This is a genomic window from Pseudomonas sp. TZ252, from assembly GCF_056110345.1.
The window spans coordinates 2,973,388-2,992,409 of record NZ_CM148566.1; the positions used below are offsets into that span (position 1 = coordinate 2,973,388).

The 19,022-nt window shown below is 67.6% G+C and carries 14 protein-coding genes; 6 read left to right on the top strand and 8 right to left on the bottom strand.

All coding sequences use genetic code 11. The features are described 5' to 3' along the window. Nucleotides 1-36: 36 nt before the first annotated feature. From ACYAF3_RS13670 to hydA, 5 genes are all read right to left on the bottom strand, one after another. Nucleotides 37-1,308: a cytosine deaminase gene (locus ACYAF3_RS13670; protein WP_003084657.1), complete on the bottom strand. Its 1,272-nt coding sequence runs from the start codon at nucleotides 1,306-1,308 to the stop codon at nucleotides 37-39. Next, complete coding sequence (codB, locus tag ACYAF3_RS13675; RefSeq protein ID WP_128669573.1) at nucleotides 1,298-2,548, bottom strand: cytosine permease; 1,251 nt, start codon at nucleotides 2,546-2,548, stop codon at nucleotides 1,298-1,300. The genes ACYAF3_RS13670 and codB overlap by 11 nt, the downstream gene beginning before the upstream one ends. Nucleotides 2,549-2,729: 181 nt before the next feature. Next, on the bottom strand, nucleotides 2,730-4,007 hold the full coding sequence (gene preA / locus ACYAF3_RS13680; protein ID WP_003118829.1) for an NAD-dependent dihydropyrimidine dehydrogenase subunit PreA: 1,278 nt from the start codon (nucleotides 4,005-4,007) through the stop codon (nucleotides 2,730-2,732). Next, nucleotides 4,004-5,371, bottom strand: coding sequence for an NAD(P)-dependent oxidoreductase (locus ACYAF3_RS13685; protein WP_003084667.1), 1,368 nt, complete (start codon nucleotides 5,369-5,371; stop codon nucleotides 4,004-4,006). Before ACYAF3_RS13685 ends, preA begins: the two co-directional genes overlap by 4 nt. Before the next feature lie 94 nt (nucleotides 5,372-5,465). Further along, the gene (hydA, locus tag ACYAF3_RS13690; protein WP_058342944.1) at nucleotides 5,466-6,905 is read right to left on the bottom strand and encodes a dihydropyrimidinase; all 1,440 of its coding nucleotides are present in this window, start codon (nucleotides 6,903-6,905) and stop codon (nucleotides 5,466-5,468) included. A gap of 615 nt (nucleotides 6,906-7,520) precedes the next feature. Between hydA and ACYAF3_RS13695 the strand changes: the two genes are divergently transcribed. After that, complete coding sequence (locus tag ACYAF3_RS13695) at nucleotides 7,521-9,011, top strand: NCS1 family nucleobase:cation symporter-1 (RefSeq protein WP_003084674.1); 1,491 nt, start codon at nucleotides 7,521-7,523, stop codon at nucleotides 9,009-9,011. 58 nt (nucleotides 9,012-9,069) lie between these two features. Continuing rightward, nucleotides 9,070-10,353, top strand: coding sequence for a Zn-dependent hydrolase (locus ACYAF3_RS13700; protein WP_023100141.1), 1,284 nt, complete (start codon nucleotides 9,070-9,072; stop codon nucleotides 10,351-10,353). A gap of 196 nt (nucleotides 10,354-10,549) precedes the next feature. On the opposite strand, the gene ACYAF3_RS13705 is transcribed toward ACYAF3_RS13700, so the two are convergent. Both ACYAF3_RS13705 and ACYAF3_RS13710 read right to left on the bottom strand, forming a co-directional pair. Then, complete coding sequence (locus tag ACYAF3_RS13705) at nucleotides 10,550-11,773, bottom strand: CaiB/BaiF CoA transferase family protein (protein WP_003099921.1); 1,224 nt, start codon at nucleotides 11,771-11,773, stop codon at nucleotides 10,550-10,552. Between the two features lie 119 nt (nucleotides 11,774-11,892). Beyond that, the gene (locus ACYAF3_RS13710) at nucleotides 11,893-13,074 is read right to left on the bottom strand and encodes an acyl-CoA dehydrogenase (protein WP_003084682.1); all 1,182 of its coding nucleotides are present in this window, start codon (nucleotides 13,072-13,074) and stop codon (nucleotides 11,893-11,895) included. A gap of 220 nt (nucleotides 13,075-13,294) precedes the next feature. Between ACYAF3_RS13710 and gcvA the strand changes: the two genes are divergently transcribed. Further along, nucleotides 13,295-14,203, top strand: a complete 909-nt coding sequence (gcvA, locus tag ACYAF3_RS13715; RefSeq protein ID WP_003084684.1) for a transcriptional regulator GcvA — start codon at nucleotides 13,295-13,297, stop codon at nucleotides 14,201-14,203. Between the two features lie 152 nt (nucleotides 14,204-14,355). Beyond that, on the top strand, nucleotides 14,356-14,760 hold the full coding sequence (locus tag ACYAF3_RS13720; protein WP_003084686.1) for an acyl-CoA thioesterase: 405 nt from the start codon (nucleotides 14,356-14,358) through the stop codon (nucleotides 14,758-14,760). Nucleotides 14,761-14,802: 42 nt separating this feature from the next. Here ACYAF3_RS13720 and ACYAF3_RS13725 read toward each other — a convergent pair whose 3' ends face one another. Further along, nucleotides 14,803-16,425, bottom strand: a complete 1,623-nt coding sequence (locus tag ACYAF3_RS13725) for an inorganic phosphate transporter (RefSeq protein WP_105579187.1) — start codon at nucleotides 16,423-16,425, stop codon at nucleotides 14,803-14,805. Nucleotides 16,426-16,804: 379 nt separating this feature from the next. On the opposite strand from ACYAF3_RS13725, the gene ACYAF3_RS13730 reads away from it, so the two are divergent. After that, a complete protein-coding gene (locus ACYAF3_RS13730) occupies nucleotides 16,805-18,136 on the top strand; it encodes an NfeD family protein (protein ID WP_023120164.1) in 1,332 nt (443 codons plus the stop codon). Then, nucleotides 18,133-18,927 (top strand): slipin family protein, encoded by a 795-nt coding sequence (locus ACYAF3_RS13735; protein ID WP_003118835.1) that lies wholly within the window; start codon nucleotides 18,133-18,135, stop codon nucleotides 18,925-18,927. Before ACYAF3_RS13730 ends, ACYAF3_RS13735 begins: the two co-directional genes overlap by 4 nt. The last annotated feature ends 95 nt before the right edge of the window (nucleotides 18,928-19,022 follow it).

The following is a 19,022-nucleotide window of genomic DNA, read 5'->3' on the forward strand; positions in this document are numbered from 1 at the left end:
GCAGCGGAGCCTTCGCTAGAAGGCTCTGGCGAAGGCTCAGCTGGCGCGGGTGAAGTCCACCGCTTCAGCCTGTTCGAGGAACACCGTGGTCTGCGCCGGGACCGTCTCGGCGAGCAGCCGTCCGCCGCGGATCGAGTAGCGCACCGGGACCTGCCGGCGCACCGCGTCGAAGCCGTCGCGGGCCGGCAGCACCAGCAGGTTGGCCGGATGGCCGACCTCGATGCCGTATTCCCGCAGGCCGAGGGTGCGGGCGCTGTTGCGGGTGATCAGGTCGAGGCCGCCGTCGATCTCGTCGTAGCCCATCATCTGCGTCACGTGCAGGCCCATGTGCAGCACCTGCAGCATGTTCGCGGTGCCCAGCGGGTACCAGGGGTCGAACACGTCGTCGTGGCCGAAGCAGGTGTTGATCCCGGCGCCGAGCAGTTCCTTGACCCGGGTGATGCCGCGGCGCTTCGGGTAGTCGTCGAAGCGACCCTGCAGGTGGATGTTCACCAGCGGGTTGGCGACGAAGTTGATTCCCGACAGTTTCAGCAGGCGGAACAGCCGCGAGGTGTAGGCGCCGTTGTAGGAGTGCATCGCCGTGGTGTGGCTGGCGGTGACCCGTGCGCCGAGGCCGTCGCGATGGGCGAGCATGGCCAGGGTCTCGAGGAAGCGCGACTGCTCGTCGTCGATCTCGTCGCAATGCACGTCCACCGGCAGGTCGTAGCGCTTGGCCAGGTCGATGGCCTTGTGCAGCGACTCGACGCCCAGCTCGCGGGTGAATTCGAAATGCGGGATCGCCCCCACCACGTCGGCGCCCAGGCGCAGCGACTCCTCCAGCAGTTCCAGGCCGTTGGGGTAGGAGAGAATGCCCTCCTGAGGGAAGGCGACGATCTGCAGGTCGACCCAGGGCGCCACTTCGCCGCGCACCTCGAGCATGGCCTTGAGCGCGGTGAGGGTCGGGTCGGAGACGTCGACGTGGCTGCGCACGTGCTGCACGCCGTTGGCGATCTGCCATTTCAGGGTCTGCCAGGCGCGCTGCTTGACGTCCTCGTGGCTGAGCAGGGCCTTGCGCTGGGCCCAGCGCTCGATGCCTTCAAACAGCGTGCCGGAGCGGTTCCACTCCGGCTGGCCGGCGGTCTGGGTGGTGTCGAGGTGGATGTGCGGCTCGATGAACGGCGGCACGGCAAGACCGCCGGCGCCGTCCAGGCGCTCGCCGGCGTCGTCGGCGGCCTGTTCCATCGGCACCAGGGCGGCGATACGGCCATCGGCGACGCGCAGTTGCCAGAGACCTTCGCGGCCGCGCAGGCGCAGGTTGTCAATCAGCATGGAGGACCTCTTCTGGTTTGTTCGGGCTGCGGCTCAGCAGGGGATTGAGCAGCAGGTAGGCGATGGCGGCGCCGAGCACCGCGTTGACCGGCACTATCCCCGGCAGCCAGTGGCCGGCGGCGGTGCCGCAGGCGACGGCGAGGATCGCCGCCCAGTTGATCGCCTGGATGTCCGCGCAGGGGTGCTGGCGGTAGCGCCGGCGGCGACTCAGGTAGTCGGCGATGATCACCCCGCCGATGGGCGGGATGGCGGCGGAGAGGAAGGTCAGCCAGCCGACGAAGTGGTTGTACAGCCAGAGCGCGGCGAGGGTGCCAAGGGCGCCGTTGAGCATCGCCAGGAAGCGGCTGGAGAGGCCGGTGATGTTGGCGAAGCCGAGGCCGGAGGCATACAGCGCGTTGTCGTTGGTGGTCCAGATGTTCAGGCCGAGGACCAGGATCGCCGGGATCAGCAGGCCCTGGGCGATCATCACGTCGGAGATGTCCGACTTGCCCACCGCCGCCGCGCCGGCCGCGCCGAAGATGAACATCAGCGAGTTGCCGAGGAAGAACGCCACCAGGCACACCACCACGGCGGTACGCGCGCTGCGGCCGAAGCGGACGAAGTCGGCGGTGAGGGTGCCGGCGCTGACGAACGAGCCGACCACCAGGGCGATCGCGGTCGAGAGGCTCAGCGGCGCGCTCGGCGTCACCTGCTGCAGCGCCGCCAGTCCGCCGGCGTCGCGCACCGCGAGCCATACCGAGTAGCTGCCGAGAACGACGATCGCCGGGACCGCGATGGCCGACAGCAGGGTCAGACCGGCGATGCCGAAGAACACCGTGAGGGTCATAAGCGCTCCGGAAACCAGGATCAGCAGGTTGACGTCGAGGCCGGTGGCCTTGGCCGCCGGGATGGCGAACATCGCTACGCCGACGCCGAACCAGCCGACCTGGGTGCCGCCGAGCAACGCCGAGGGCAGCCAGGAGCCCTTGCTGCCGAACGAGTAATGCGCCAGCAGGTGGGTGGAAAGGCCGGTGCGCGCGCCGATGAAGCCGAGGATCGCGGTGTACAGGCCGAGCATCAGGTTGCCCAGCAGCACGGCGAGGAAGAAGTCGTCGTAGCTCAGGCCGGTGCCGAGGGTGCCGCCGGTCCACATGCTGGCGGAAAAGAAGGTCAGGCCGAGCATCACCACGCTCAGGGCCAGCGCGCTCTTGCGCGCTGCCAGCGGGACCGGTTGCTGGCTGTAGTTGCTGTCTGCGGACATGCGCGAGTCTCCGTGGGGCGCCGGCCGTCCGGGAGCGTCGGCCGGGCCGCGGCGAATGGTAGTCGAAGGCGGGTCGATCCGACAGACGCCGTTGCGCGTCGTCGGACCGCAGCGGCACGCAGGAAGCGTGCCGGCGCGCGGCAGGGCGGCGTCCGCCGGGGATGCGGGCGCCGCCCTGCGTTCAGGAGGCTTCGCGGTAGGGGTTGCGCGGATCCTGGGTCCAGTTGAGATAGGGCTTGCCGGTGTCCTGCGGCACCATTTCGATGCAGTTCTCCACCGGACAGGTGATCTGGCACAGGTTGCAGCCCACGCACTCGGCGTCGATCACTTCGTAGCGGTGCGTACCGTCGGCCCGGGGCAGGCTGGCGATGGCCTGGTGCGAGGTGTCCTCGCAGGCGATATGGCAGCGGCCGCAACCGATGCAGGCGTCCTGGTCGATGCGGGCGATCACCTGGTAGTTGATGTCCAGGTACTTCCAGTCGGTGGTATTGCCCACCGCGCCGCCGCTGAAATCGGACAGCCGCTGGTAGCCATGGCTGTCCATCCAGCGCGCGAGACCGTCCTGCATGTCCTCGACGATACGGAAGCCGTGCAGCATCGCCGCCGTGCATACCTGCACCGCGCCGCAGCCGAGCGCGACGAATTCCGCTGCGTCGCGCCAACTGCCGATACCGCCGATGCCACAGATCGGCAGGCCGCGGGTCTGCGGGTCGCGGGCGATCTCGGCGACCATGTTCAGGGCGATCGGCTTCACCGCCGAGCCGCAGTAGCCGCCGTGGGTGCTCTGGGTGCCGACCACGGGCAGGGCGACCATGCGCTCCAGGTCGACGCTGGTGATCGAGTTGATGGTGTTGATCAGCGACACCGCGTCGGCGCCGCCACGATGGGCGGCGCGCGCCGACTGGCGGATGTCGGTGATGTTGGGGGTGAGCTTGACGATCACCGGCAGCGAGCAGTGGGTCTTGCACCAGCGGGTGACCATCTCCACGTACTCCGGTACCTGGCCCACCGCCGCGCCCATGCCGCGCTCGGGCATGCCGTGGGGGCAACCGAAGTTCAGCTCGATACCGTCGGCGCCGGTGGCTTCCACCAGCGGCAGGATGTATTTCCACGACTCCTCGACGCAGGGCACCATCAGCGACACGATCAGCGCGCGGTCTGGCCAGTCCTTCTTCACCTGGGCGATCTCGCGCAGGTTGATCTCCAGCGAGCGGTCGGTGATCAGCTCGATGTTGTTGATCCCCTGCACCTGGCGGTTCGGTCCGAAGTGCGCGGAATAACGCGACGACACGTTGACCGCCGCGGGGTCTTCGCCGAGGGTCTTCCAGACCACCCCGCCCCAGCCCGCCTGGTAGGCGCGGACCACGTTGTAGGCCTTGTCGGTGGGCGGCGCGGAGGCCAGCCAGAAGGGGTTGGGCGACTTGATGCCGGCGAATTCGATAGACAGGTCGGCCATCACGCAGCCTCCACGTTGAGCATGAGTTGGGCGTGGATCGCTTCCGCCGCCAGTTTGCCGTGCTGCACCGCCTGCACGGTGAGGTCCTCGCCGAGCGCCACGCAGTCGCCGCCGGCGTAGATGCCGGGGATGCTGGTGCGCATCTGTCCGTCGACCTGGATGCGCTCGCCGTCGCGCCGCAGTTGCGCTGCCAGCGGATCGCCCAGGCTGGCGCCTTCGAAGGCCTGGCCGATGGCCTTGAAGATGGCGTCGGCGGCCAGTTCGAAGTGCTCGCCGGTGTCGCCCAGGCGACCGTTCTCCAGGCGCGTGCGGGCGAAGCGCATGCCGCGCACCCGGCCGTGCTCGTCAAGCAGTACCCGTTCCGGTCGGGCCCAGGTCAGCAGGCGCACCTGGCTGGCCTTGGCGATCTCCTGCTCGTGGCCGGTGGCGCCCATTTCCTCGAAGCCACGGCGGTAGACTAGGTTGACGTCGCGGGCGCCGAGCCGGCTCATCTGCACCGCCATGTCGATGGCGGTGTTGCCGGCGCCGATGACGATGCAACGGTCGGCGACGGGCAGGTCGAGCAGGTCGTCGCTCTGCCGCAGCTCGCGGATGTAGTCGGTGGCGGCGAGCAGGCCGGGGGCGTCCTCGTCTTCCAGGCCGAGGCGCTTGCTGGCGGCCAGGCCGATGCCGAGGAACACCGCGTCGTACTCGTCGTGCAGGGCGCCGAGCGCCAGGTTGTCGCCGAGACGCTGGCCGTGGCGCAGTTCGATACCGCCGATCTGCAGGAGGAATTCCACTTCGCGCCGGGCGAAGTCGTCCACCAGCTTGTAGCGGGCGATGCCGTACTCGTTGAGGCCGCCGGCCTTGGCGCGGGCCTCGAAGAGCACCACGTCGTGGCCGTGCATGGCCAGGCGGTGGGCGCAGGACAGCCCGGCCGGCCCGGCGCCGACCACGGCGATGCGCTTGCCGGTGGCCGGCGAGCGCTTGAACGGATGTTCGCCGAAGCCGGCGTGGTCGAGGGCGTAGCGTTGCAACTGGCCGATCAGCACCGGTGCGCATTCCTGGGCGTTGTTGCGTACGCAGGCCCGCTGGCAGAGGATTTCCGTGGGGCAGACGCGGGCGCAGCTGCCGCCGAGGATGTTCGCCGAGAGGATCTTCTGCGCCGCGCCCTGGACATTCTCCTGGGCGATGCTGCGGATGAACCCGGGGATGTCGATCTCGGTCGGGCAGGCGTTGACGCAGGGCGCGTCGTAGCAGTACAGGCAGCGGGCGCTTTCCAGGGCGGCCTGGCGGGCGTTGAGCGGCGGCGCGAGGTCGGCGAAGCGCTCGGCGAGCGTGTCCGCGCCGGCGTCCGGACGGGGGAGGTGGTTCAGGGAATCGATCACGGTTGTAGCCTCTCTTCTGGTTTCTTCTCGGGGCAGTCAACGGCAATACGGCACCGTCCGGCCTCTACGGGCCGGTCCGGTATTGCGGGAAGGATCAGCGCTCGACGGCGACCGGGCGCTGGCGTTCGGCGCGGCGGCCGAGCACTTCGTACACCGACGGGTAGGCCGGGCGCTCCACGTAGCGTCCGGCGCCGGGTTCGGCGCGCAGGTCGCCTGCGGCCCAGAGCAGCTTGCCCTGGCTGATGGTGTGGCTGGGAATGCCGCGCACGGTGCGACCTTCGAAGATGTTGAAATCGACCCGCTGGTGATGGGTGGCGGCCGAGAGGGTGCGGCTGCCCTGCGGGTCCCAGAGCACCAGGTCGGCATCCGCGCCGACGCGGATCGCGCCCTTGCGCGGGAACAGGTTGAAGATCTTCGCGGTGTTGGTGGAGGTCAGCGCGACGAACTCGTGCAGCGACAGGCGCCCGCTGTTGACCCCGGCGTCCCACAGCAGCGCCATGCGGTCCTCGATGCCGGCCGTGCCATTGGGAATCTTGCTGAAGTCGTCGCGGCCCATGGCCTTCTGCTCGGCGCAGAAGCAGCAGTGGTCGGTGGCGGTGGTATGCAGGTTGCCGGACTGCAGGCCGCGCCACAGCGCTTCCTGGTGTTCGACGGGACGGAACGGCGGGCTCATCACGTAGCCGGCCGCGGTGGCCCAGTCCGGGTGGCGGTAGACGCTGTCGTCGAGCAGCAGGTGCCCGGCCAGCACCTCGCCGTAGACCGGCTGGCCCTTGGCGCGGGCATAGGCGATCTCGTCCAGCGCCTCGCGGCTGGAAATATGCACCAGGTACAGCGGCGTACCCAGCGTCTCGGCGATGCGGATGGCGCGGCTGGCGGCCTCGCCCTCGACTTGCGGCGGACGCGACAGCGGATGCGCCTCGGGGCCGGTGAGGCCCTGGGCGAGGAGTTTCTGCTGCAGGTGGAAGACCAGTTCGCCGTTCTCCGCGTGCACCGTCGGCACCGCGCCCAGCTCCAGGCAGCGCTCGAAGCTGGCCACCAGGGTATCGTCGGCGGCCATGATGGCGTTCTTGTAGGCCATGAAGTGCTTGAAGCTGTTCACCCCGTGCTGTGCCACCAGCTCGCCCATTTCCCGGGCGACCTCGTCGCTCCACCAGGTGATGGCGACGTGGAAGCCGTAGTCCGCAGCGGATTTCTGCGCCCAGCCGCGCCAGGTGTGGAAGGCCTCCAGCAGCGACTGTCGCGGGTTGGGGATGACGAAGTCGATGATCGAGGTGGTCCCTCCGGCCAGCCCGGCCGCGGTGCCGCTGAAGAAGTCCTCGCTGGCCACCGTGCCCATGAAGGGCAACTGCATGTGGGTATGGGGGTCGATGCCGCCCGGCATCAGGTACTGGCCACCGCCGTCGAGGACGTCGCAGCCGGAGGGGGTTTCGAGGTTCTCGCCGATGGCCTGGATGAGGCCGTTGGCACAGAGCACGTCGGCTCGATAACTCTCTTCGTGAGTAACCACGGTGGCGCCACGGATCAACAGGGACATGCCGTCTTTCCTCGCAGGCTGACCGGTCGTTGCCGGTTCTTGAAATTGTTTTTTCGCCATGCGCCGAGGACTTTTGTAATCCTGTCAGCGCTGACAGGATTCGAATCTAGATGCTGATCATCGATTGAGCAAGATTATTTTCAAATGGTTGTTTGAGTTTGTAACTTATTGATTTTAAATAATTAAAAATAAATATCACCAAAATGGTGAGGGTTCTCACCATTTTGACGCGCTTGACAAGAATTCAAAAAGGTCGAGATTTCCCATGCAAAATCAGCCGCTTGAAAGCCGTGTTCGAACGGTTGTGGGGAGATGAAAAAAGTTCGCCTGCACTCCTTTGGTTCCTGACCGGGGCGACAGGCTCGCGCATTTCCCCCGGTGACACGCCGGACTGCCCGTCGGCGTGTCACCGACGTTGTCGATGAAGTGTTTCAGATCAGTCGGTTACCTCCAGTAGACCGGCCTGCCCAGTGACGTCGCGGGGTTTTCGGCACGCTTATTGAGTGCCGCCCGCCACGGCATTGTCCGGACCGGAGGTGCAGTACTGGTGGTGCGGTACTCCGGCCATCGCATTAGCCCGATGAGCGAATAACTAAAAGAATTCTGGAGAGGCCCATGCAACAGAGCAGATCGGAAGTGACCGAGCGCGACGGCTTGGTCGAGCTGTCCGCCGGCAGCGACGTACTCGACAGCCCCCGCTACAACCACGACATCGCCCCGACCCGGGTGGAACAGCGTACCTGGAACAGGTGGCACATCACCGCGCTGTGGATCGGCATGTCCATCTGCGTGCCCACCTACACCCTCGGCGGCGTCCTCACCGCCTACTTCGGCCTCAGCGTCGGCGAAGCGCTGCTGGCGATCCTGCTGGCCAACCTGGTGGTGCTGATCCCGCTGACCCTCAATGCCTTCGCCGGCACCCGCTACGGCATTCCCTTCCCGGTGCTGCTGCGCGCTTCGTTCGGCATCATCGGCTCCAACGTGCCATGCCTGATCCGCGCCGTGGTCGCGTGCGGCTGGTTCGGCATCCAGACGCTGTTCGGCGGGCTGGCGATCCATCTCTTCCTCGGTTCGATCTTTCCCGCCTGGAAAGCCCTCGGCGGTACCGGCGAGGTGATCGGTTTCCTCCTGTTCTGGGGGCTGAACCTGTGGGTGGTGCTGCGCGGCGCGGAGTCGATCAAATGGCTGGAGACACTCTCGGCACCGCTGCTGGTGCTGGTCGGCCTCGGCCTGCTGGTGTGGGCGCTGCCGCACATATCGGTCAGCGAACTGCTGGCGCAGCCGCCGAAGCGCCCGGAAGGCGCCAGCGTCACTGGCTACTTCATGGCCGGGCTGACGGCGATGGTCGGCTTCTGGGCCACGCTGTCGCTGAACATCCCCGACTTCAGCCGCTATGCGCGCAGCCAGAAGGACCAGATACTCGGACAGATCTTCGGCCTGCCGCTGACCATGTTCCTGTTCGCCGCCCTCGGCGTGGTGATGACCGCCGCCTCGGCTTCGCTGGTGGGCGAGACGGTTTCCGACCCGGTCAGCCTGATCGGGCACATCCCCAGCCCCGGCTGGGTGGCGGTGGCGATGGCGTTGATCATCGTCGCCACCCTCTCGACCAACACCGCGGCGAACATCGTCTCGCCGACCAACGACTTCCAGAACATCGCACCGAAACTCATCGGCCGCACCCGCGCCGTCTGGCTCACCGGTTTCATCGGCCTGGCGCTGATGGCCCACGAGTTGCTGAAGAAGCTCGGCTGGATCGTTTCCGACCTCAGCCTGGAAAGCGTCTACTCCAACTGGCTGCTCGGCTACTCCAGCCTGCTCGGGCCGATCGCGGGGATCATGGTGGTGGACTACTTCCTGGTGCGCAGGCAACGCCTCGACCTCGCCGGACTCTACCGCGACGACGTCTACCCGGCCTGGAACTGGCCCGGCTTCGCCGCCTTCGCGGTGCCGGTGGCGCTGACCGTCATGGCCCTCGGCAACCGCCAGTTCCACTGGTTCTACGACTACGGCTGGTTCACCGGCTCGCTGCTCGGCGGCGCGCTCTACTACGGCCTCTGCGGCCGCCGCGCGCGGAGCCCGGCGGCATTGGCCAAACCGCTGCCCTGATGGGCATACAGGCGGCCGGCGAGCCGCCGACACCTACTCCAAGCCTGAGGAGACGACAATGAGCACTGCCCGGAACGTCCTGCAATCCACCCAGCGACACATCGATGGCCAGCGCCTCTGGCAATCGCTGATGGATCTCGCCCGCCTCGGCGCCACCGCCAAGGGTGGGGTCTGCCGCCTGGCCCTGAGCGATCTCGACCGCCAGGCCCGCGATCTCTTCGTGCAATGGTGCGAAGCGGCCGGCTGCACGGTCAGCGTCGATCGGGTCGGCAACATCTTCGCCCGTCGTCCCGGGCGTAACCCGGACTTGCCCCCGGTGATGACCGGTAGCCACATCGACACCCAGCCCACCGGTGGCAAGTTCGATGGCTGCTTCGGGGTGATGGCCGGCCTCGAGGTGATCCGCACCCTCAACGACCTCGGGGTGGAAACCGAGGCGCCGCTGGAGGTGGTGGTGTGGACCAACGAGGAAGGCTCGCGCTTCGCGCCCTGCATGATGGGCTCGGGCGTATTCGCCGGGAAGTTCACCCTGGAGGAGACCCTGGCCAAGCGCGATGCCGACGGTGTCAGCGTAGGCGAGGCGCTGGACGCCATCGGCTACGCGGGAGCGCGCGATTGTCTCGGACATCCGGTGGGCGCCTATTTCGAGGCGCACATCGAACAGGGGCCGATCCTCGAGGACGAGGAGAAGACCATCGGCGTGGTGCTCGGCGCGCTCGGGCAGAAATGGTTCGACCTGTCCCTGCGCGGCGTCGAGGCACACGCCGGGCCAACGCCGATGCACCTGCGCAAGGACGCCCTGGTCGGTGCCGCGGCGGTGGTCGAGGCGGTCAATCGCGCGGCCCTCGGCCATCAGCCGCATGCTTGCGGCACGGTCGGCTGCCTGCACGCCTATCCCGGTTCGCGCAACGTGATACCCGGCGAAGTGAAGATGACCCTGGACTTCCGCCATCTGCAACCGGAGCGCCTGGACTCGATGATCGCCGAAGTCCGCCATGTGATCGCCGCTACCTGCGAGAAGCATGGCTTGCAATACGAGCTGGTGCCGACCGCCGATTTCCCGCCGCTGTACTTCGACCAGGGATGCGTCGGCGCGGTGCGCGAGGCGGCGCAGGCGCTGGGCATGCCGCAGATGGACATCGTCAGCGGCGCCGGCCACGACGCGATCTTCCTCGCCGAACTCGGTCCGGCGGGGATGATCTTCGTGCCCTGCGAGAACGGCATCAGCCACAACGAGATCGAGAACGCCAGCCCCGACGACCTGGCCGCCGGCTGCGCGGTGCTGTTGCGGGCCATGCTCAAGGCCTCCGAGGCGATCGCCGGCGGCCGCCTGGCGGCCTGAGTGGCGCTTCCATCGAGGCGCCGGCATTGACCGCCTTCTACACGGGGTCGGTAGGGCGAATAACGCCAGGGGCGTTATCCGCCGATGCGCGGCTGGGCGGCGGATAACCGCGTTGCGGTTATGCGCCCTACGTGGTGCTGCGCGGGGTACGGTGGGGCGTTGTCCGCCGATGCGTCGCTGGGGCGGCGCGCGGGGCTCAGATCACCTTGCCGTCGCGCAGCCTTTCCAGCGCGGTCGCGTCCAGGCCGAGGAGCGTCTCGAGGACCTCGTCGGTGTGCTGGCCGAGGGTGGGCGGCGGGTTGCGGTATTCCACCGGCGTCTCGGACAGGCGGATCGGGCTGGCCACCTGCGGCACTGTGCCGGCCAGCGGGTGCGGTAGCTCCACGCGCAGGCCGCGGGCCTGCACCTGCGGGTCGGCGAACACCTGCGCCAGGTCGTTGATCGGCCCGCAGGGCACGCCGGCGCGCTCCAGGGAAAGAATCCACTCGGCGGTGGTGTGCAGCACCGTGGCCTGGCGGATCAGCGGGATCAGCACCTCGCGGTTGGCCACCCGCGCCTTGTTGGTGGCGAAGCGCGGGTCGTCGGCCCATTCCGGGTGGTCTGCCAGCTCGGCGAACTTGCGGAACTGGCTGTCGTTGCCGACCGTGAGGATCATGTCGCCGTCGGCGGTGGGGAAGTCCTGGTACGGCACGATGTTCGGGTGTGCGTTGCCCAGGCGCCGCGGCGGCACGCCGGTGGTCAGGTAGTTGAGGGTCTGGTTGGCCAGGCAGGCGACCTGCACGTCGAGCAGGGCCATGTCGATGTGCTGGCCGATGCCGCTAACGTCGCGGTGGGCGAGGGCGGCGAGCACCGCGGTGGAGGAGTACAGCCCGGTGAGGATATCGGTCAGCGCCACGCCGACCTTCACCGGACCGGCGCCTTCCTCGTTGTCGGCGCGCCCGGTGAGGCTCATCAGGCCGCCCAGGCCCTGGATCATGAAGTCATAGCCGGCGCGCTTGGCATAGGGGCCGGACTGGCCGAAGCCGGTGATCGAACAGTAGATCAGCTTCGGGTTGACCTGCTTCAGCGATTCATAGTCGAGGCCATAGGCCTTGAGCCCGCCGACCTTGAAGTTCTCCAGCAGGATGTCGGCCTTGGCCGCCAGTTCGCGAACGATGCGCTGGCCTTCCGGCTGGGTGAAGTCCACCGTCACCGACTTCTTGTTGCGGTTGGCCGACAGGTAGTAGGCCGCCTCGCTGGTGTCGTTGCCTTCGGCATCCTTGAGGAACGGCGGGCCCCAGGCGCGGGTGTCGTCGCCGCTGCCGGGGCGCTCGATCTTGATCACCTCGGCGCCGAGGTCGGCGAGGATCTGCCCGGCCCAGGGGCCGGCCAGGACACGGGACAGGTCGAGTACGCGGATATGGGAAAGGGCGCCGGGCATGACGGTTCTCGCTGCTGGGGGCTGGAAACGGAAATGGCCGGGAAGACGGGTTCCTTGCCCGTCTCCCCGGCGGCCGGCGCGCTACCGTGAAAAAGCGCGCCGGGGTGTTGCTCGGTGGCTCAGAAGAATGCCTGGATGCCGGTCTGCGCGCGGCCGAGGATCAGCGCGTGGACATCGTGGGTGCCCTCGTAGGTGTTCACCACTTCCAGGTTGACCAGGTGGCGGGCGATGCCGAATTCGTCGGAGATGCCGTTGCCGCCCAGCATGTCGCGGGCCAGGCGGGCGATGTCGAGGGCCTTGCCGCAGCTGTTGCGCTTCATGATCGAGGTGATTTCCACCGCCGCGGTGCCTTCGTCCTTCATCCGCCCCAGGCGCAGGCAGCCTTGCAGGGCCAGGGTGATCTCGGTCTGCATGTCGGCCAGCTTCTTCTGGATCAGTTGGTTGGCGGCCAGCGGGCGGCCGAACTGCTGGCGGTCGAGCACGTACTGGCGGGCGGTGTGCCAGCAGAATTCGGCGGCGCCCAGGGCGCCCCAGGAGATCCCGTAGCGCGCCGAGTTCAGGCAGGTGAACGGACCGCGCAGGCCGCGCACTTCGGGGAAGGCGTTCTCTTCCGGAACGAACACGTTGTCCATCACGATCTCGCCGGTGATCGAGGCACGCAGGCCGACCTTGCCATGGATCGCCGGGGCGCTCAGGCCTTCCCAGCCCTTCTCGAGGACGAAGCCGCGGATCTGCCCTTCGTCATCCTTGGCCCAGACCACGAAGACGTCGGCGATCGGGCTGTTGGTGATCCACATCTTGCTGCCGCTCAGGCGATAGCCGCCGTCGACCTTCTTCGCCCGGGTGACCATCGAGCCCGGGTCGGAACCGTGGTTCGGCTCGGTCAGGCCGAAGCAGCCGATGTATTCGCCGCTGGCCAGCTTGGGCAGGTACTTCTGCCGGGTGGCTTCGTTGCCGAATTCATGGATCGGCACCATCACCAGCGAGGACTGCACGCTCATCATCGAGCGATAGCCGGAGTCGACGCGCTCGACTTCGCGAGCGATCAGGCCATAGCAGACGTAGTTGAGGCCGCTGCCGCCGTAGGCTTCGGGAATGGTCGCGCCGAGCAGGCCGGTCTCGCCCATCTCGCGGAAGATCTTCGGGTCGGTCTGTTCGTGGCGGAAGGCTTCGAGCACGCGCGGGGCCAGCTTGTCCTGGGCGAACTGCTGGGCGCTGTCGCGAACCATGCGCTCTTCTTCGGTGAGCTGCTGGTCCAGCAGCAGGGGATCTTCCCAGTTGAAGCTAGCTTTGGTGGCCATGCGTACATCCTCGTCAAGCGGTAGCGGAGGCTGGCGTGGGCCAGCCGGAATGGAAGCATCCTAAGAGCCTAGCGAATGGGGCGGCAAACGAGGAATTCGCACGCACTTGTGCTATTTTCTCACTCCGAGAAAATGAGTCTCGTATTTCATGCCCTTGAAGAGGCGCGAGGAATCGTGACCTGGGCGTCATAGATGCGAAACCGGCACTCCGGAGTCCTCCATGCGACGCAAGATCCCTTCCACCGCCGCGCTGGTCAGTTTCGAATCCGCCGCGCGCCACGAGAGCTTCACCAAGGCGGCGGAGGAGTTGTCCCTGACCCAGAGCGCGATCTGCCGGCAGATCGCCACGCTCGAGGAGTTCCTCGGTGTCGAGCTGTTCCGTCGCTCGCGGCGCGGGGTCAAGCTCACCGAGGCCGGGCTGTCCTATAGCCGGCGGGTGGCGGTACGCCTCGACGCGGTGGAGCGCGACACCCTGGCGGTGATGGGGCACCAGGGCGGCGGCGCGATCGAACTGGCGGTGGTGCCGACCTTCGGCACCCAATGGCTGTTGCCGCGGCTCAAGCGTTTCCAGCGGCTGCACCCGGAGGTCACGATCAACCTGACCAACCGCACCCGCCCGTTCCTCTTCGCCGACACCGAGTTCGACGCCGCGCTGTACTTCGGCGACGCCGACTGGTCGGGTACCGTCTCGCATTTCCTGATGCGCGAGAATCCGGTGCCGGTGTGCAGCCCGGAGCTGCTGGGCGGGCGTCGAACGCTGAGCGCCGAGCAGGTCGCCGGGCTGCCGCTGATGCAGCAGAGCACCCGGCCCTACGCTTGGCGCCAGTGGTTTCACTCCCAGGGACTGAACGTCGCCCACGACATGAGCGGGCCGCGCTACGAGCTGTTCTCCATGCTTGCCCAGGCGGCCATGCACGGCATGGGCGTGGCCCTCATACCGCCCTTCCTGATCCAGGACGAGCTGGCCGACGGAAGGCTTATCGTGCCCATGCAACATGCCTATTTGAGCGAGAATGCGTATTACCTGATCATTCCCGAGCGCAGGGTCGAATCGGCGATGCTCAATGCCTTCCGCGACTGGCTGGTGGAAGAGGCCAGGCAGTACCGCGAGGCCAACGGGCTGGGCTGAACGCGCAGGAACATCGGGTGGCGCAGGCAGGACGCGCCGCCCCCGGGACCGGGCCGATCCGCCGGGTCCCGCGGAGCCGCGGCGGCGATACCGCCGGGCATCCTCCACGACGGCCAGGATGGCGGCCGTGGGGCACCACACCAGGAGTTCACATGAATTTCCACACCCGCAAGTGGGTCAAGCCAGAAGATCTCAACCCCAACGGCACCCTGTTCGGCGGCAGCCTGCTGCGCTGGATCGACGAAGAAGCGGCGATCTACGCGATCATCCAGCTGGGCAACCAGCGCGTGGTCACCAAGTACATTTCCGAGATCAACTTCGTCAGCTCGGCGCGCCAGGGCGACATCATCGAGCTGGGCATCACCGCCACCGACTTCGGTCGTACCTCGCTGACCATGACCTGCCACGTGCGCAACAAGATCACCCGCAAGAGCATCCTCACCATCGACAAGATGGTCTTCGTCAACCTCGGCCCGGACGGCCTGCCGGCGCCCCACGGCAAGACCGAGATCACCTACATCAAGGACCAGTTCAAGGAAGACGAAGTCCTGCCCTGATCGGCGCGACGAGCGGCCGGCACCCGTGCCGGCCGCCGTGTTTCAGAACAGCCGGGTGAGCAGCCAGTAGAGCGAGGCCGAGAGCAGGATCGCCGCCGGCAGCGTCAGCACCCAGGCCATCAGCAGGTTGCGGATGGTCTTCCACTGTAGTTCCGAACCGTTCGCCGCCATGGTCCCGGCCACCCCGGAAGACAGTACATGGGTGGTGGATACCGGCAAGCCATACAGGTCCGCCGCGCCAATGGTCAGCATCGCCACGGTTTCCGCCGAGGCGCCCTGGGCGTAGGTCAGGTGGGTCTTGCCGATCTTCTCGCCGACCGTCACCACGATGCGTTTCCAGCCGACCATGGTGCCCAGGCCGAGGGCGATGGCCACGGCGATCTTCACCCATAGCGGGATGAACTTGGTGGCGTCGTCGATCTTCCGCTTGAACGCCTGCAACTTGCCGCGGGTGTCGGCGTCGAAGCGGCCGACGCCGTCCTTGTCCATCAGGCGGATCGCCTCGGAGGTCAGGTACATGTCGTTGCGCACGTTGCCCATGGCTTGCGCCGGTACCCGCGAGAACGCGCCATAGCCTTTCACTTCCTGGCCGATCGAGCCGGTCAGGGCGGCCAGCGCCGGGATCAGCTCAGGCGATGCCTGCTTGCTGCGTACGTAGTCGGAGAGTACCTGGCGCGGATCGGCCGGCGCCGGTTGCGGCGCGCTCTTCACCAGCGCTTGCTGGGTGACCTCGGCGACGGCGGCGAACTGCACCGCCTGGTCCGCCGGCATGGTGCGGTTCAGGGCGTAGGCCATCGGCAGGGTGCCGACCAGGATCAGCATGATCAGGCCCATGCCTTTCTGTCCGTCGTTGGAGCCGTGGGCGAAGGACACCCCGGTACAGGTCAGGATCAGCAGGCCGCGGATCCACCAGGGCGGCGGCGCCTTGCCCTTCGGCGCCTTGTACAGCGCGCGGTTCTTCACCAGCAGGCGCAGCGCCAGGAGCAACAGGGCGGCGCAGGCGAAGCCGATCATCGGCGAGAGCAGCAGGGAATAGCCGACTTTGGTCGCCTGGCCCCAGTCCACCCCGCTGGTGCCGTCGCGCCCGTGCATCAGCGCGTTGGCCACGCCGACGCCGATGATCGAGCCGATCAGGGTGTGCGAGGACGACGCCGGCAGGCCCAGCCACCAGGTCCCGAGGTTCCACAGGATGGCGGCGATCAGCAGGGCGAAGACCATGGCGAAGCCGGCCGAGGAACCGACCTGCAGGATCAGTTCCACCGGCAGCAGGGCGATGATGCCGAAGGCCACCGCGCCGCTGGAGAGCAATACGCCGAGAAAGTTGAAGCAACCCGACCAGACCACCGCGAAGTGCGGCGGCAGCGAGTGGGTGTAGATCACCGTGGCCACCGCGTTGGCAGTGTCGTGGAAGCCGTTGACGAACTCGAAGCCGAGGGCGATCAGCAGGGCCACGCCGAGCAGCAGGAAGGGCGTCCAGGTGGTGATCGCGGAACCGACGTCATCGACGTCCTGCATCAGGCTGTAGGCGCTGAACAGCAGTCCGGTGGCGAGCACGGCGAAGAATACGAAGGCGGTGAGGCGGCCGGGACGCTGCTCGAGATGGGGCTTGTGCGCGTTGCCGGCGGCACTGGCGACGGCGTCGGCGGGAAGGACATCGGAGGTCATGGTGCGGGTCCGCGCTGGGGATGACCGGCACATGATGGGCAGGCGATTGTGACAAGTTATGTCTTTCGCATACCGGCTTCGTCTGGCGAAGAAAGGACAAGGGCCGCGGGAGGCCGCCGGAAGCCGGATGGGGTCGGGCGCCAGGCGGCCTGCCCGCTGCGGCCGCGAAGATTAATGAATTCCTGTGGCGAGTGCCATCATTTCGTCGCTAAAAAGTTGGCATGTTGAGGGATTTGCCGATCCGGACACGCGCGGGGAAGGCGAGAGCCACTGGACTAGACTGAGAAGTGCGCGGCGGGGCCGGTCGCTTGCCGGCCCGGTGCGCGGGACGAGCGCCTTCGTCCCGGGGTGGCCCGGCCGGGCGGTCGGGGAGGTCGATATGCGGATGCCGTGCCGGCTCGCGCTGGCGCTGTTGCTGTGCTTCGCCGGCCCGGCCTGTCTCGCGGCCTCCGGACCGGTACGGGTGCTCTCGGTGGATGGTGCGATCGGCCCGGCCAGCGCCGATTACCTGGTGCGCGGCATCGAGCGTGCCGCCGAGGACGGCGCGCAACTGGTGGTGCTGGAACTGGACACGCCCGGCGGCCTGGACGCATCGATGCGGCGCATCGTCAAGGCGATCCTCGCCAGCCAGGTGCCGGTCGCCGGTTTCGTCGCGCCCAGCGGGGCGCGGGCGGCGAGCGCCGGCACCTACATCCTGTATGCCTGCCATATCGCGGCGATGGCGCCGGGGACCAACCTCGGCGCCGCCACCCCGGTGCGCCTGGGGACGCCGGACAAGCCCGCAGAGAAGCCCCCGGCGCGGGACGCCGAACCCATGGCGCGCAAGCAGGTCAACGACGCCGCCGCCTATATCCGTGGCCTCGCGCAGTTGCGCGGGCGCAACGTCGAATGGGCCGAGCGCGCGGTGCGCGAGGCGGTCAGCCTGGCGGCGCACGAGGCGGCGGCGCAGAAGGTGATCGACCTGCAGGCCCGCGACCTGCCCGACCTGCTGCGCAAGCTCGACGGCCGCAGCCTGCGCGTCGGCGAGCGCGCGCTGACCCTGGCTACCGCCGGCGCCACGGTCGAGCGCCAGGCACCGGACTGGCGCGCGCGGTTGCTGGCGGTGCTCACCGATCCCAGCGTGGCGCTGATCCTGATGATGATCGGCATCTACGGGCTGATCTTCGAACTGGCCAATCCCGGCATGGCGTTGCCCGGCGTGCTCGGCGGCATCTGCCTGCTGCTTGGCCTGTACGCCCTGCAGATGCTGCCGGTCAACTACGCCGGGCTGGCGCTGATCGCGCTGGGCCTGGCGTTCATGGTGGGCGAGGCGTTCGTCGCCAGCTTCGGCGTGCTCGGCATCGGCGGAATCGTCTCGTTCGTGGTCGGCGCGCTGATCCTGATCGATACCGAGGTGCCCGGCTACGGCATTCCGCCCGGCCTGGTGGTGGCCTTGGCGTTGCTCAGCGCCGCGCTGATCGTCGGTCTGCTGGGCATGGCCCTGCGTACTCGCCGGCAAGCGGTGGTAAGTGGCACCGCCGGATTGGTCGGCAGCCTGGCGACGGTGGCGGCGGTGGATTCCGAACAACCCTGCGCAGGCTGGGTGCAGCTCCAGGGCGAGCGCTGGCGGGTGCTCGCCGCGCGGCCGCTGGCGGTGGGCCAGCCGGTCTGGGTGCTGGCGCGCAAGGGCCTGCTCCTGGAAGTCGCGCTGGCCGACGAAGGAGGTGGATGATGGGTATTTCCTATGGTTTGGCGATGTTGCTGGTGTTCCTCGCGCTGCTGCTGTTCAGCGCGCTGCGCATCCTCCGCGAGTACGAGCGCGGCGTGGTGTTCCAGCTCGGGCGGTTCTGGAAGGTCAAGGGGCCGGGGCTGGTGCTGGTGATCCCGGCGATCCAGCAGATGGTGCGCATCGACCTGCGCACCATCGTCCTCGACGTGCCGCCGCAGGATGTGATTTCCCGCGACAACGTTTCGGTGAAGGTCAACGCGGTGGTGTACTTCCGCGTGCTCGATCCGCAGAAGGCGATCATCCAGGTGGAGAACTACCTGGCCGCCACCAGCCAGTTGGCCCAGACCACCCTGCGCGCGGTGCTGGGCAAGCACGAGCTGGACGAGATGCTCGCCGAGCGCGAGCGCCTGAACCTGGATATCCAGCAAGTGCTCGATGCGCAGACCGACGCCTGGGGCATCAAGGTGGCGAATGTGGAAATCAAGCACGTCGATCTCAACGAATCGATGGTTCGCGCCATCGCCCGGCAGGCCGAGGCGGAGCGTGAGCGCAGGGCCAAGGTGATCCATGCCGAGGGCGAGCTGCAAGCCTCGGAGAAACTCATGCAGGCGGCGCAGATGCTCGGCCGGCAGAGTGGCGCCATGCAGTTGCGCTACATGCAGACCCTCGGCGCGATCGCCGGCGACAAGAGTTCGACCATCGTCTTCCCGATGCCGATCGAACTCTTCGGCGGCAAGTACGCAGGTGCCGCGCCGCGGAACGAAAAGGCCGCCGGAGAGGAAGAGGAGAGGTGAACGCGTGCGGTTTGTGATGGAAATATCATCGAGCCGCGACACGGGGACATGCGTGCCCGGGGTCGGGATGGCTATGCTGTGGCGATCCACTCCCG

What these genes read in the sequence shown, in the direction of transcription:
- ACYAF3_RS13670 (WP_003084657.1), bottom strand. Translation starts at nt 1,308, where the DNA reads ATGCTGATTGACAACCTGCGCCTGCGCGGCCGCGAAGGTCTCTGGCAA.
- codB (WP_128669573.1), bottom strand. Translation starts at nt 2,548, where the DNA reads ATGTCCGCAGACAGCAACTACAGCCAGCAACCGGTCCCGCTGGCAGCG.
- hydA (WP_058342944.1), bottom strand. Translation starts at nt 6,905, where the DNA reads ATGTCCCTGTTGATCCGTGGCGCCACCGTGGTTACTCACGAAGAGAGT.
- ACYAF3_RS13695 (WP_003084674.1), top strand. Translation starts at nt 7,521, where the DNA reads ATGCAACAGAGCAGATCGGAAGTGACCGAGCGCGACGGCTTGGTCGAG.
- ACYAF3_RS13700 (WP_023100141.1), top strand. Translation starts at nt 9,070, where the DNA reads ATGAGCACTGCCCGGAACGTCCTGCAATCCACCCAGCGACACATCGAT.
- ACYAF3_RS13705 (WP_003099921.1), bottom strand. Translation starts at nt 11,773, where the DNA reads ATGCCCGGCGCCCTTTCCCATATCCGCGTACTCGACCTGTCCCGTGTC.
- ACYAF3_RS13710 (WP_003084682.1), bottom strand. Translation starts at nt 13,074, where the DNA reads ATGGCCACCAAAGCTAGCTTCAACTGGGAAGATCCCCTGCTGCTGGAC.
- gcvA (WP_003084684.1), top strand. Translation starts at nt 13,295, where the DNA reads ATGCGACGCAAGATCCCTTCCACCGCCGCGCTGGTCAGTTTCGAATCC.
- ACYAF3_RS13720 (WP_003084686.1), top strand. Translation starts at nt 14,356, where the DNA reads ATGAATTTCCACACCCGCAAGTGGGTCAAGCCAGAAGATCTCAACCCC.
- ACYAF3_RS13725 (WP_105579187.1), bottom strand. Translation starts at nt 16,425, where the DNA reads ATGACCTCCGATGTCCTTCCCGCCGACGCCGTCGCCAGTGCCGCCGGC.
- ACYAF3_RS13730 (WP_023120164.1), top strand. Translation starts at nt 16,805, where the DNA reads ATGCGGATGCCGTGCCGGCTCGCGCTGGCGCTGTTGCTGTGCTTCGCC.
- ACYAF3_RS13735 (WP_003118835.1), top strand. Translation starts at nt 18,133, where the DNA reads ATGATGGGTATTTCCTATGGTTTGGCGATGTTGCTGGTGTTCCTCGCG.